The 13,152-nt window shown below is 71.1% G+C and carries 13 protein-coding genes; 2 read left to right on the top strand and 11 right to left on the bottom strand.

Translation table 11 applies throughout. The features are described from left to right. Positions 1-297: 297 nt before the first annotated feature. The 8 genes from IEY61_RS26605 to IEY61_RS26570 form a co-directional block, all read right to left on the bottom strand. Positions 298-765, bottom strand: coding sequence for a metal-sulfur cluster assembly factor (locus tag IEY61_RS26605; protein ID WP_189049158.1), 468 nt, complete (start codon positions 763-765; stop codon positions 298-300). Then, on the bottom strand, positions 762-1,238 hold the full coding sequence (gene sufU, locus IEY61_RS26600; RefSeq protein WP_189049155.1) for a Fe-S cluster assembly sulfur transfer protein SufU: 477 nt from the start codon (positions 1,236-1,238) through the stop codon (positions 762-764). The genes IEY61_RS26605 and sufU overlap by 4 nt, the downstream gene beginning before the upstream one ends. Positions 1,239-1,283: 45 nt before the next feature. After that, on the bottom strand, positions 1,284-2,615 hold the full coding sequence (locus IEY61_RS26595; protein ID WP_189049153.1) for a cysteine desulfurase: 1,332 nt from the start codon (positions 2,613-2,615) through the stop codon (positions 1,284-1,286). A 28-nt stretch (positions 2,616-2,643) separates the two neighbouring features. Next, the gene (gene sufC, locus IEY61_RS26590) at positions 2,644-3,417 is read right to left on the bottom strand and encodes a Fe-S cluster assembly ATPase SufC (RefSeq protein ID WP_189049151.1); all 774 of its coding nucleotides are present in this window, start codon (positions 3,415-3,417) and stop codon (positions 2,644-2,646) included. Beyond that, complete coding sequence (locus IEY61_RS26585; protein ID WP_189049149.1) at positions 3,417-3,761, bottom strand: non-heme iron oxygenase ferredoxin subunit; 345 nt, start codon at positions 3,759-3,761, stop codon at positions 3,417-3,419. Before IEY61_RS26585 ends, sufC begins: the two co-directional genes overlap by 1 nt. Further along, positions 3,761-4,903, bottom strand: a complete 1,143-nt coding sequence (gene sufD, locus IEY61_RS26580) for a Fe-S cluster assembly protein SufD (protein WP_189049146.1) — start codon at positions 4,901-4,903, stop codon at positions 3,761-3,763. The genes IEY61_RS26585 and sufD overlap by 1 nt, the downstream gene beginning before the upstream one ends. Before the next feature lie 82 nt (positions 4,904-4,985). Further along, positions 4,986-6,416 (bottom strand): Fe-S cluster assembly protein SufB, encoded by a 1,431-nt coding sequence (gene sufB, locus IEY61_RS26575; protein WP_189049144.1) that lies wholly within the window; start codon positions 6,414-6,416, stop codon positions 4,986-4,988. Further along, positions 6,417-7,169 carry a helix-turn-helix transcriptional regulator gene (locus IEY61_RS26570; RefSeq protein WP_189049142.1) on the bottom strand — a complete coding sequence of 251 codons (753 nt, stop codon included), beginning with the start codon at positions 7,167-7,169 and terminating at the stop codon, positions 6,417-6,419. A gap of 116 nt (positions 7,170-7,285) precedes the next feature. Between IEY61_RS26570 and IEY61_RS26565 the strand changes: the two genes are divergently transcribed. Then, positions 7,286-8,239, top strand: a complete 954-nt coding sequence (locus tag IEY61_RS26565; protein ID WP_189049140.1) for a COX15/CtaA family protein — start codon at positions 7,286-7,288, stop codon at positions 8,237-8,239. A gap of 27 nt (positions 8,240-8,266) precedes the next feature. Here IEY61_RS26565 and IEY61_RS26560 read toward each other — a convergent pair whose 3' ends face one another. The 3 genes from IEY61_RS26560 to IEY61_RS26550 form a co-directional block, all read right to left on the bottom strand. Continuing rightward, positions 8,267-9,229 carry an ATP-grasp domain-containing protein gene (locus tag IEY61_RS26560; RefSeq protein WP_189049138.1) on the bottom strand — a complete coding sequence of 321 codons (963 nt, stop codon included), beginning with the start codon at positions 9,227-9,229 and terminating at the stop codon, positions 8,267-8,269. A 6-nt stretch (positions 9,230-9,235) separates the two neighbouring features. Next, positions 9,236-9,571, bottom strand: coding sequence for a hypothetical protein (locus tag IEY61_RS26555; RefSeq protein WP_189049136.1), 336 nt, complete (start codon positions 9,569-9,571; stop codon positions 9,236-9,238). Positions 9,572-9,779: 208 nt separating this feature from the next. Continuing rightward, positions 9,780-10,736 (bottom strand): heme o synthase, encoded by a 957-nt coding sequence (locus tag IEY61_RS26550; protein ID WP_189049134.1) that lies wholly within the window; start codon positions 10,734-10,736, stop codon positions 9,780-9,782. 268 nt (positions 10,737-11,004) lie between these two features. Between IEY61_RS26550 and tkt the strand changes: the two genes are divergently transcribed. Then, complete coding sequence (tkt, locus tag IEY61_RS26545) at positions 11,005-13,143, top strand: transketolase (RefSeq protein ID WP_189049132.1); 2,139 nt, start codon at positions 11,005-11,007, stop codon at positions 13,141-13,143. Positions 13,144-13,152 lie beyond the last annotated feature (9 nt).

Genomic DNA, 13,152 nt, shown 5'->3' with positions numbered 1-13,152 from the left:
ACGCCCTCCACCAGGTATTCCGACAGGTGGCGCAGCTCATGCGACAGCCCACCGGGATGCCTGCCGCGCCAAGGCGGCATTGCTCCTCGCGGGCGTGATGTCACAGCGACATGAATATGTCTGTGTGACATCACGGTTGGCCGAGGAGGTGCTGGACCGGCTGGCCGCGCGGCTGCCGGCCCCGACGGTCGCCCCCGGCGCAGTGGCAGTGGCCTTGCCGGGAAGAGCAGCGGGCGCGGCACCCTGGTGGGTGCCACGCCCGACGTGGAGCGGTGCGAAGGGCCGGTCCGGCCCGGGTCAGACGTTGAAGCCGAGGGAGCGGAGCTGGTCCCGGCCCTCGTCAGTGATCTTGTCCGGCCCCCACGGGGGCAGCCAGACCCAGTTGATCCGCATGTCCTTGACCAGGCCGCCACCCGGGCCGGTGGTCAGGGCCTGCCGCGCCTGGTCCTCGATCACGTCGGTCAGCGGGCACGCCGCCGAGGTCAGCGTCATGTCCAGGGTGGCCACGTTGTCGTCGTCGACGTGGACGCCGTACACCAGGCCCAGGTCGACCACGTTGATGCCCAGTTCCGGGTCGACGACATCCTTCATCGCCTCCTCGACGTCGGCGGCGGCGGCCTTCGTGCCGCCAGCCGCCACAGCGCCATCAGCCGCCGCAGGAGCGCCAGCCCCCGCAGCACCGCCAGCCGGCGCCGCGCCGTCGGTCGCCACAGCGCCCTCGGTTGCCACAGCGCCCACCTCCGGCGTGGTGGTTTCCTCGCTCATGCCTTCACCTCCGTCGGGCTCGCGCCCACACCGGCGCGTGCCGCGGCGTCCTTGAACGCCATCCACGGCAACAGCGCGCACTTGACCCGGGCGGGGTAGCGGGCCACGCCCTCGAACGCCACCCCGTCGCCGAGCACGTCCTCGTCCGGCGTGACCTCGCCACGGCCGGACAGCAACGCCAGGAACGCCGCGTGCACCTCGAACGCCTCGGCCGCGGCCCGGCCGGTCAGCAGTTCGTGCAGCACGCTCGCGGACGCCTGGCTGATCGAACAGCCCATCCCGTCGTACGACACGTCGTGCAACGTGTCGCCGTCGGTGGCCACCCGGATGGTCACCTCGTCACCGCAGGTCGGGTTGACGTGGTGCGCCTCGCCCACCTGGTCGGCCGGGTCGGCGGCGTCACGCAGGCCGCGACCGTGCGGGTGCTTGTAGTGGTCCAGGATGATCTCCTGGTAGAGCGACTCAAGCTGCATCGGGCCGAACCCCCGTCGAATCGCCGGGCGCCCGCGTCGCCGGGCTCATCCGAACACCTTCCGCACCTGCTCCAGGCCCGCGACCAGGGCGTCGATCTCCTCCGTCGTGGTGTAGAGGTAGAACGAGGCCCGGGTCGTCGCGGGCACCCCGAACCGGGTGCAGACCGGCCGGGCGCAGTGGTGGCCGACCCGCACCTGCACGCCGAGGGAGTCGAGCACCTGCCCCACGTCGTGCGGGTGCACGTCGCCGAGGGCGAACGAGATCGTGCCGCCCCGGCCCACCGGCACCTCCGGGCCGAAGATCCGCAGGCCGGGCACGGTGCCCAGGGCGTCCAGCGCGTACGCGGTCAGTTGCTTCTCGTGCCACTGGACGGCCCGCATGCCGAGGCCGGAGAGGTAGTCCACGGCCGCGCCGAGCGCGACCGCCTCGGCGATCGGCGGGGTGCCCGCCTCGAAGCGGGCCGGCGGCGCGGCGAACGTGGAGCCACCCATCGTCACCGTCTCGATCATCGAGCCGCCGCCGAGCACCGGCGGCATCGCCGCGAGCAGTTCCGCCCGGCCCCAGAGCACCCCGATGCCGGTCGGGCCGCACATCTTGTGCCCGGTGAAGACGATGAAGTCCGCGTCCAGGTCGACCACGTCGATCGGCATGTGCGGCACCGACTGCGAGCAGTCGAGCAGCAGCAGCGCCCCCACCTCGCGGACCCGCGCGGTGATCCGTGAGGTGGCGTTGACCGTGCCGAGGATGTTGGACATGTGCACCAGCGAGACGATCTTCGTCCGCTCGTTGACCAGGTCCGTCAGCCCCGACTCGTCCAGCCGACCGGCGTCGGTGACCGGGAACCAGCGCAGCGTCGCGCCGGTGCGCTCGGCCAGCAACTGCCACGGGACGATGTTCGAGTGGTGCTCCATCTCGGAGATGACGATCTCGTCACCGGGGCCGAGCCGGAACCGGTCGTCCGTCCCGCCGGACGACGCGGACCGCGCGGCGTCGAAGCGCAGCGAGGCGTTGGCGAACGCGTACGCCACCAGGTTGATCGCCTCGGTGGAGTTCTTGGTGAACACCACCTCGTCCACGCTGGGCGCGTTGACGAACGTGGCGATCTTCGCCCGGGCGCCCTCGTACGCCTCGGTCGCCTCGGTGCCCAGCGTGTGCACCGAGCGCGACACGTTGGCGTTGTGCCGCTCGTAGTGCTCGCGCAGCACGTCGAGCACCTGCCGCGGTTTGTGGGAGGTGTTGGCGCTGTCCAGGTAGACCAGCGGGTGCCCGTTGATCTCCCGGTCGAGGATCGGGAAGTCGGCGCGTACCGCCGCCACGTCGTAGCGGGGCACGTCGTCGTACTGCGGCATCCCCGACGGGATCGCGATGGTGGTCATCGTCGTGACCGGCCTTTCCCTCGGAAGATCAGGCCCGCGCCGAACCGGCCCCGGCCGCGTACCGCTCGTAGCCCTCGTCCTCGAGCTTGTCGGCCAGCTCCGGGCCGCCCTCCTCGACGATCCGGCCGCCGACGAAGACGTGCACGAAGTCCGGCTTGATGTAGCGCAGGATCCGGGTGTAGTGGGTGATCAGCAGCAGACCGGTGTCACCGGTGTCGCGCACCCGGTTCACGCCCTCGCTGACCACGCGCAGCGCGTCCACGTCCAGGCCCGAGTCGGTCTCGTCGAGGATGGCGATCTTCGGCTTGAGCAGCTCCAGCTGCACGATCTCGTGCCGCTTCTTCTCGCCGCCGGAGAAGCCCTCGTTGACGTTGCGCTGGGCGAAGGCCGGGTCCATGTGCAGGCGCTCCATGGCGCCGCGCAGCTCGCCGCCCCAGGTGCGCAGCTTCGGCGCCGCGCCGTCGATCGCGGTCTTGGCGGTACGCAGGAAGTTCGCCACCGACACGCCGGGCACCTCGACCGGGTACTGCATGGCCAGGAAGAGGCCGGCGCGGGCCCGCTCGTCGACGGAGAGTTCGAGGACGTCCTCGCCGTCCAGGGTCACCGAGCCGCCGGTGATCTCGTACTTCGGGTGGCCGGCGACCGCGTACGCCAGGGTCGACTTGCCGGAGCCGTTCGGGCCCATGATCGCGTGGGTCTCGCCGGAGCGCACGGTCAGGTCGACGCCGGTCAGGATCGGCTTGAGCTCACCGTCGGGCAGCTTGACCGACACCTGCAGGTCACGGATCTCCAGGGTGCTCATTATCGGGTCACTCCATTGCTCGGCATCGGGCGGCCGTCGGCGCCCACGGGAAGGTAGATGTCGCCGTCGCGGACTTCGACGGAATAGACAGGAACGGGTTCGGTGGCGGGCAGCCCGGTCGGTTCACCGGTGCGCAGGTCGAAGCGGGAGCCGTGCAGCCAGCACTCCAGCGTGCAGCCCTCCACCTCCCCCTCCGACAGGGGCACCGCGGCGTGCGAGCACTCGTCGTAGATGGCGTAGAAGGCACCGTCCTCGGCGTGCACCAGCGCGATCTGGGTGCCGTCGATGTCGGCGCTGATCACGGTGCCCTTCGGCACATCCTCGGTGGAACAGATGCGGATCATCAGGCGCCGGCCTTCGCGAGCCGGGCCTCGATCGCCGCACCGAGGCGCTCGCGCAGCTCCTCGACCGGGATCTTGTTGAGCAGCTCGGCGAAGAAGCCGCGCACCACCAGGCGCCGGGCCTCGGCCTCCGGGATGCCCCGGGTCATCAGGTAGAACAGCTGCTCGTCGTCGAAGCGGCCGGTCGCGCTGGCGTGGCCGGCGCCGGCGATCTCGCCGGTCTCGATCTCCAGGTTCGGTACGGAGTCCGCCCGCGCGCCTTCGGTGAGCAGCAGGTTCCGGTTGATCTCGTACGTGTCGGTGCCGGTCGCCTCGGCGCGGATCAGCACGTCGCCGACCCAGACCGTGCGGGCGCTCTCCCCCTGCAACGCGCCCCGGTAGCCGACGTAGCTGCGGCAGTCCGGCACGGTGTGGTCGACCAGCTGGCGGTGCTCCAGGTGCTGGCCGGAGTCGGCGAAGTAGAGGCCGTACAGCTCGGCCTCGCCGCCCCGGTCGGTGTACTCGACCGACGTGTACTGCCGGACCAGGTCGCCGCCGAGGCTGACCTGCACGTGCACCACGCGCGCGTCGCGGCCCAGCTTCACCTTGAGGTGCTGCGCCTGCACCGCGTCGTCGGCCCAGTCGGCGACGGTGACCAGGGTCAGCTTCGCCCCGTCGGCCACCGTCACCTCGACGTTGTCCGCGAGCGTCGCCGAACCGACGTGCTCCAGCACCAGGGTGGCCTCGGCGAACCGCTCCACCTCGACGAAGGTGTGCCCGAAGGCCACCCCGTCGGTGCCCTCGCCGACCACCCGCAGGGTCACCGGCTCGGCCACCACGGCCTCGCGGGCGACCCGCACCAGTAGCGCCTCGGCCGCACCGCCGTAGCCGAGCGCGCTGATCCGGTCGACCGGGGTGAGCACGCTGCCGACCCGCGGGTCGTCCTTCGCGATCCGCTCGACGGTGACGCCCTCGGGCAGGTCAGCGTACTCGTGCCGGACCGTGCCGGTCGCGGCCTGAGCCCCGCCGGTCAGCCCGCGCAGTCGCTTGAGCGGGGTGAAGCGCCAATCCTCCTCCAGGCCGGTGAGGGCCGGGAAGTCGGCGACGTCGTACGAGCGAAGCGCCTGCGACTTGGTGCTGGGCGGCGCGGAAGCCTGGGTAGTCATCTCGTCCTTGGTCTGTTCTTGCGACGACGGTCTGATGCTTCGGTGGCGGGCCGGCATCAGCCGGCCCGCCGGGCGGCGCGGGTCAGCCGACCGCGCCCTCCATCTGCAGCTCGATCAGGCGGTTGAGCTCCAGCGCGTACTCCATCGGCAGTTCCTTGGCGACCGGCTCGATGAAGCCGCGCACGATCATCGCCATCGCCTCGTCCTCGCTCAGACCCCGGCTCATCAGGTAGAAGAGCTGGTCCTCGCTGACCTTGGAGACGGTCGCCTCGTGCCCCATCGACACGTCGTCCTCACGGATGTCGACGTACGGGTAGGTGTCGGAGCGGGAAATGGTGTCGACCAGGAGCGCGTCGCACTTGACCGTGCTGGCGCTGCTGTGCGAACCCTCCAGCACCTGCACCAGGCCACGGTACGAGGTGCGGCCACCGCCCCGGGCGATCGACTTCGACACGATCGTGCTGCTGGTATGCGGCGCGGCGTGCACCATCTTGGCGCCGGCGTCCTGGTGCTGGCCCTCGCCGGCCATGGCCACCGACAGCACCTCGCCCTTGGCGTGCTCGCCGGTCATGTAGACCGCCGGGTACTTCATGGTCACCTTGGAGCCGATGTTGCCGTCGACCCACTCCATGGTCGCGCCCTCGTGGCACACCGCGCGCTTGGTGACCAGGTTGTAGACGTTGTTCGACCAGTTCTGGATGGTGGTGTAGCGGCACCGGGCGTTCTTCTTGACGATGATCTCGACCACCGCGCTGTGCAGCGAGTCGGAGGAGTAGATGGGCGCGGTGCAGCCCTCGACGTAGTGCACGTACGCGCCCTCGTCGACGATGATCAGCGTCCGCTCGAACTGGCCCATGTTCTCGGTGTTGATCCGGAAGTACGCCTGCAGCGGGATCTCCACCTGCACGCCCTTCGGCACGTAGATGAACGAGCCACCGGACCACACGGAGGTGTTCAGCGCGGCGAACTTGTTGTCGCCGACCGGGATCACCGTGCCGAAGTACTCCTTGAACAGGTCCGCGTGCTCCTTGAGGGCGGTGTCGGTGTCGAGGAAGACGACGCCCTGCTCCTCCAGGTCATCACGGATCTTGTGGTAGACCACCTCGGACTCGTACTGGGCGGCGACACCGGCGACGAGGCGCTGCTTCTCCGCCTCCGGGATGCCCAGCCGGTCGTAGGTGTTCTTGATGTCCTCGGGCAGGTCCTCCCAGCTGGTGGCCTGCTTCTCGGTGGAGCGCACGAAGTACTTGATGTTGTCGAAGTCGATCCCGGTGAGGTCGGCGCCCCAGGCCGGCATCGGCTTGCGCTCGAACAGCCGCAGCCCCTTCAGGCGCAGGTCGAGCATCCAGGCCGGCTCGTTCTTCTTGGCCGAGATGTCCCGCACCACCGCCTCGCTGAGGCCACGCTGGGCGGCAGCGCCGGCGACGTCCGGGTCGGCCCAGCCGTACTCGTAGTTGCCCAGGGCGGCGAGCTGCTCCTCCTGGGTCAGGGGCTGGACGGTCTGCTCGGTCATCTATCTGTCCCTCACAGTGGTGACGGTCTTACCGGACTGGGCAGGCGGCGGACCGGGAATGTGCGTGGTGCACACCCCGTCGCCGTGCGCGATGGTGGCCAGGCGCTGCACGTGGGTGCCGACCAGGCGGGAGATCACCGTGGTCTCGGCCTCGCACAGCTGGGGAAACTCGGCGGCCACGTGCGCCACCGGGCAGTGGTGCTGGCAGAGCTGGCCGCCGGACGCGATCGTGGACGCACTGGCAGCGTAGCCCTCAGCGGTCAACGCCGAGGCGAGTGCCTCCGCCCGGGCCATCGGATCGTCCCCGGCGTGGGCCAGGGCGGCCCGGCAGCGGGCCTCCAGGGCGGCTACCTGCTCGGCGGCGAACTCCTCCACCGCCCGCGCGCCGCCGGTCTGGGCGATCCAGCGCAACGCGGCGGTGGCCATGTTGTCGTAGTGATGGGTGCCGCACCGGCTACGGGCGGCGTCCGTCAGTAGGAACACCTTGGCCGGGCGTCCTCTTCCCCGCTGCCCGCGAACAGTCTGCTCGCGGGCGATCACGTCGCCGTCGACGAGCATCGCGTCGAGGTGCCGGCGGATCGCCGCCGGGCTGAGCCCCAGCGCGTCGCCCAACTGGGCGGCGGTGGCCGCCCGGCGTGCCAGCAGCAGCTGGGTGACCCGGTCGCGGGTCGACCGGTCAGCGGCCGGCGCGGACCGGCCGGCGGCCGAATCAGCCGCCGGCGGGTGCCCGAAGAACCCTGCCGCCTTTTTCACAACACCCACGTTACGTAATTCGTCCAGGCCCTGCAAATTCCCGATCCGGTGATCCGAACCACCGCGGCGCCGGAGTCACCCGATCGGGATCAACTACGGTGCGTAGGATTCGCTGCGTGAAGCGACCTGCCCGGTTTCCGGTCTCCGCCACCCTGCTGCGCCGTCTCGCGTTCGCCAACATCGTCGCCAACGCGGGGATCGTGGTCACCGGCGGGGCGGTCCGGTTGACCGCCTCCGGGCTCGGCTGCCCCACCTGGCCCCGGTGCACCGACGAGTCCTACACCACCACCGCCGAGATGGGCGTGCACGGGGCGATCGAGTTCGGCAACCGGCTGCTCACCTTCGGCCTGGTGCTGATCGCGGGCGCCACCCTGCTGGCCGCGCTGGCCCACCGGCCGCGCCGACGGGGCGTGGTGCCGCTCGCGCTGGGCGTGGTGTTCGGCATCATCGCCCAGGCCGTGATCGGCGGGATCACCGTACGCACCCAACTGCACCCCTCGATCGTGGGCATCCACTTCGTGGTCTCGATGCTGCTGCTGCTCGTCGCGTACGCCCTGTGGCGTCGCGTCGCCGAGCCGGACGGGCCGAAGGTTCCGCTGGTGCCCCCGGCGCTGCGGGCCCTGACCTGGAGCACGGTGGTGGTCAGCGCGGCGGTGATCGTGGTCGGGGTCGCGGTGACCGGCAGCGGTCCGCACGCCGGCGACGCCGACGCGATCCGCAACGGCCTCGACCCCCAGACGATCTCCCAGATCCACGCCGACCTCGTCTTCCTGCTCGTCGGCCTGACCGTGGGCCTCTGGCTGGCCCTGCACGCGGTCGGCGCCCCGGCGTCGGCCGTACGCGCCGCCCGCACGCTACTCCTGGTCGAGCTGGCCCAGGGCGTGATCGGCTTCGTGCAGTACTTCACGAACCTGCCCGTGCTGCTGGTCGGCGCGCACATGCTCGGGTCCTGCCTGGTCTGGCTCGCCACCCTGTCGGTTCTCTGGTCGATCCGCGAGCGCCGCCCGGCCGACGCGCCGACCCGGGCGGCCGCGCCGGTCGCGGCCGCCGAGGAGCCGGTCCCCGCGTAACGGGCGCCGCCGGCACGCCCGGACGGGTCAGGCGTCGGGCGCCACGGCCGCGGCATGGGCGTGCCCGGACGGGCGGTCGCGCGCCAGGTGGGCGCGGATGGCCTCGGCGAGGCGGTCCGGGGCGCCCTCGGCGTACCCGATGAACAGCGAGGGCTCGGTCAGCTCCAGCTCCACCAGCACGGGGGTGCCGTCGGGGCCGGGAATCACATCCACCCGTGCGTAGAGCAGGCGGTCCGGTCCGCCCGGCACCGCAGCCAGGGCCCGCTCCGCCACGGCGAGCTGGGCGCCGTCGGCGGTACGCGGGGCGATCTCCTCGAGCTTGTACAGCCCTTCGACGCCCTCGTCCGGCCCGGTCAGCATCGGCCCCTTGCGGATCGCGTGGCTGAAGGCCAGGCCGTCCGGGCCGGCGAGGTAGAGCAGCGCGGTCTCGCCGGCGGTGTCCACGGCGCGAAGGTACGGCTGAACCATGGTCACCCGGCCGGTCGCGCCGAGCCGCCCGACATGGGCCGACGCCAGTCGCCGGTGTTCCGGGTCGGCCAGGTCGTAGCGGCCGGTGTCCCGGCTGCCGGCGCTGACGGCGGGCTTGATGACGTACTCGCCCCGGTCGGCGGGCGGCTGCCAGCGCTCGCCGGGCAGCACCCAGCCGGTCGGCACCGTCGGCACCCCGGCGACGGAGAGTTCGTCGAGGTAGCGCTTGTCGGTGTTCCAGCGCACCACGTCGGCCGGGTTGGCCAGCCGGGGCACCCGGGCGGCCCAGGCGACGAAATCGTCGCGCCGCGACGAGTAGTCCCAGGGCGACCGGAGCACCGCCAGGTCGTACGCCGTCCAGTCGACGGCCGGGTCGTCCCAGACGGCGGGTTCCGCGGCGATTCCACGCGCGGACAGCGGGCCCCGGACGAGGCGATCATCCGGGTCGAGTTCGGGCAGTTCGGAGCAGGTGACGAGAGCGACCCGGGGCTTCCCCCGGGTCGACTGGTGATGGTCGGTCAATTTATCTCAACGGGCCATCGTGCGCCGGGCCATCGAACGCCAGAGGTCGTTGCTCGGGCGCATCTGGTCCATCAGTTCCCGCTCCCACGCGTTCTCCACGGCGACCCCGGCCTGTGCGCAGGCCTCGCGGGCCTGGACCGTGTCCTCCGCGAACTGGTCGCCCCACGCGCCGTCGGAGCCCACCAGGACGATCCGCGCGCCGCGTTTGCCGACGTACTCGATGACCGCTCTCGCCCCGCCGTGCTCGGCGGCGAACGACTTGATACCCGCGACCACGCCGCTGGGGGCCGGCCCGGGGACGGTCTGATCAGCCGTCAGCGTCGTGTCGGAACCATCTGTCATGACCCGAGCCTATGCAGACGACCACCCGGACGGGCGAGAACCATGAACCTTTTGTGATACCCATTACGCCTCGGTTTAGGCAGGCCCGCGGGCGTTTCGCCCGGATTTCTCCGCACGGAAAGGCCCGAAAACACCAATCCGGTGAACACCGACGGCGTGTTAAAAGGGGGCCCTTCCTATGCACGAGGCGTTAAGAAGGGGCCCTTCCTTACAGCAGGGCGTCGAGGGCGGCGGCGGCGAAGACGATGGTCAGGTAGGTCGTCGACCAGTGGAACAGCCGCATCGGCTTGACCGCCTCGCCCCGGCTGGCCCGGCCGGCCAGCTTGTGCGCCTCGATGATGAAGATCGCGCCGACCACCAGGGTCGGTACGCCGTAGATCGGGCTCAGGCCGAGCGCCCAGACGCCCAACGAGGTGAGCACCGTCAGCCAGGCGAAGAGCACGATCTCGGCGTTGACCCGCCGGACGGAGGCCACCACCGGCAGCATCGGGATGCCCGCTCGGGCGTAGTCGTCCTTGTATTTCATCGCCAGCGGGTAGAAGTGCGGCAGCTGCCAGAAGAAGACCACCGCGAACAGCGCCCAGGCCATCGGCGACAGCGACCCGGTCACCGCCGCCCAGCCGATCAGCACCGGGGCCGCGCCGCAGGCGCCACCCCAGAAGGTGTTCGTCACCGTGGTGCGCTTGAGCCAGAGGGTGTAGACCACGTCGTAGTACAGGATGGCGGCCAGGGTGAGCCCGGCGGCGAGCAGGTTGGTGAAGGCCACCATGATCGCCAGCGAGACCACCGCCAGCACCAGGCCGAAGATCAGGGCGTTGCGGGGGGTCACGGTGTGCGCCGGCAGCGGTCGGCGCTTGGTCCGCCGCATCACCTGATCGATGTCGCGGTCGAGGTAGCAGTTGAGCACGCTGGCCGCCCCGGCGGCGAGCGAGCCGCCGACCAGCACCACGGCGACCAGCCACAGCGAGGGCATCCCGCCGTGCGCGAGCATCATCGCCGGCACGGTGGTCACCAGCAGCAGCTCGACGATCCGCGGCTTGGTCAGCGTGAGGTACGCCGCCAGCACCACCCGCAGGTTCCGGGAACGGCCCGGGGCCTCCTCCGTCGCGCCCACCGGCGACTGTCCGGCAGGGTTACTGACCGGACGCTCGGTGATCATGCTCACGGATAGTCACCTTCCGGCGTCGGCGGGGGGAGGTCGGTGCGGCCGGACCAGGCTGCGGAGCGGCGCACCGCCCCACACACTACGCGCTGTCGTTTTGGCTGCCCGGGCGACCCGGTAACGGTGCGGACCGTCACACCAGGGGCTGAACCGCGGCGGCGACTGAAAACGTACAGACCAGCATGCTGAGATCCTCGGGTGCACTTTCAGCACCGCTCGATAGGGTCACCAGTGAGGGTTCCGCCCATCTCGCCGAGGAGCAATCACCACCGTGGCAGCCAACCGATCCGCCCACCCCCCACTCGACTGGACCGATCTCGACCGCCGTGCCGTGGACACCGTCCGCGTCCTGGCCATGGACGCCGTGGAGAAATCCGGCAACGGCCACCCGGGCACCGCGATGAGCCTCGCTCCGGCGGCGTACCTGTTGTTCAACCGGGTCATGCGACACAGCCCCGCCGATCCGCTGTGGCCCGGCCGGGACCGCTTCGTGCTCTCCGCCGGCCACTCCAGCCTGACCCTTTACATCCAGCTCTTCCTCGCCGGCTACCCGCTGAACCTGGACGACCTGAAGTCGCTGCGGCAGTGGGGCTCGCTCACCCCGGGGCACCCCGAGCACGGCCACACCCCGGGCGTGGAGACCACCACCGGCCCGCTCGGGCAGGGGCTGGGCAACGCCGTCGGCATGGCCATGGCGGCCCGCCGCGAGCGCGGCCTGTTCGACCCGGAGACCGAGCCCGGTGAGTCGGTCTTCGACCACCACATCTGGTGCATCGCCTCCGACGGCGACATCGAGGAGGGCATCAGCCACGAGGCCAGCGCCCTGGCCGGGCACCAGCAGCTGGGCAACCTCTGCGTGATCTACGACGACAACGAGATCTCGATCGAGGACGACACCCGCATCGCGTTGAGCGAGGACGTGGCGGCCCGCTACGCGGCGTACGGCTGGCACGTGCAGACGGTCGACTGGCGGCGCGGCGACGCCGACCAGGGCGACTACCACGAGGACGTCGAGGAGCTGTACCAGGCGCTGCTGGCCGCCAAGGCGGAGACGGGCCGCCCGTCGTTCATCGCGCTCCGCACCATCATCGGCTGGCCGGCGCCGAACAAGCAGAACACCGGCAAGATTCACGGCTCGGCGCTCGGCGCCGATGAGGTGGCCGCCACCAAGCGGATCCTCGGCTTCGACCCGGCCGCATCCTTCCAGGTCACCGAGGAGGTGCTCGCCCACAGCCGCCAGGCGCTGCGCCGGGGCGAGGCCGCGCAGCAGGAGTGGACAGCCGCCTTCGACGCCTGGTCCGGGGCCAACCCGCAGCGCCGCGCGCTCTACGACCGGCTGGCCGGCCGGGCCCTGCCCGAAGGCTGGACCGAGGCGCTGCCGGAGTTCCCGGCCGACGCCAAGGGCGTGGCCACCCGGGCCGCCTCCGGCAAGGTGCTGGCCGCGCTCGCCCCGGTGCTGCCCGAGCTGTGGGGTGGCTCGGCCGACCTGGCCGAGAGCAACAACACCACGATGAAGGGCGAGCCCTCCTTCGTGCCCAGCCAGTACGCCACGAAGGAGTTCCCCGGCCACGAGTACGGCCGCACGCTGCACTTCGGCATCCGCGAACACGCCATGGGCGCGATCCTCAACGGCATCGCCCTGCACGGCGGCACCCGCCCCTACGGCGGCACCTTCCTGGTGTTCAGCGACTACATGCGTCCCTCGGTGCGGCTGGCCGCGCTGATGAAGCTGCCGGTCATCTACGTCTGGACGCACGACTCCATCGGGCTCGGCGAGGACGGCCCGACCCACCAGCCGGTGGAGCACCTCACCGCGCTGCGGGCCATCCCCGGTCTGGACGTGGTCCGTCCGGCCGACGCCAACGAGACGGCGTGGGCCTGGCGGCGGGCGCTGGAGCACACCGACCGGCCGACCGCGCTGGCGCTGAGCCGCCAGCCGCTGCCCACCCTGGACCGGTCTGAACTGGCCGGGGCCGACGGTGCCGCCAGGGGCGGCTACGTGCTCGCCGAGGCGTCCAACGCCAAGCCGCAGGTGATCCTCGTCGGCACCGGCTCGGAGGTGCAGCTCTGCCTGACCGCCCGGGAGCGGCTGGAGGCCGACGGCACGCCCACCCGGGTGGTCTCGATGCCCTGCCAGGAGTGGTTCTTCGAGCAGGACGAGGCGTACCGGGAGTCGGTGCTGCCGCGCGGGGTAAAGGCCCGGGTGAGCGTGGAGGCGGGCATCGCGATGTCCTGGCGCGCCATCGTCGGCGACTGCGGTGAGACCGTCAGCCTCGAGCACTACGGCGCGAGTGCCCCGCACTCCATGCTCTTCGAGCAGTTCGGCTTCACCCCGGACCGGATCGTCGCCGCCGCGCACGCGGCGCTGACCCGGGTCGGGGACATCACCGGTTTCACGACCGGCAACTGAGGGGAGCGT

The organism is Micromonospora sonchi (genome assembly GCF_014646235.1).
Taxonomy (GTDB): Bacteria; Actinomycetota; Actinomycetes; order Mycobacteriales; family Micromonosporaceae; genus Micromonospora; species Micromonospora sonchi.
This window is presented reverse-complemented; position numbering and strand designations above follow the sequence as displayed.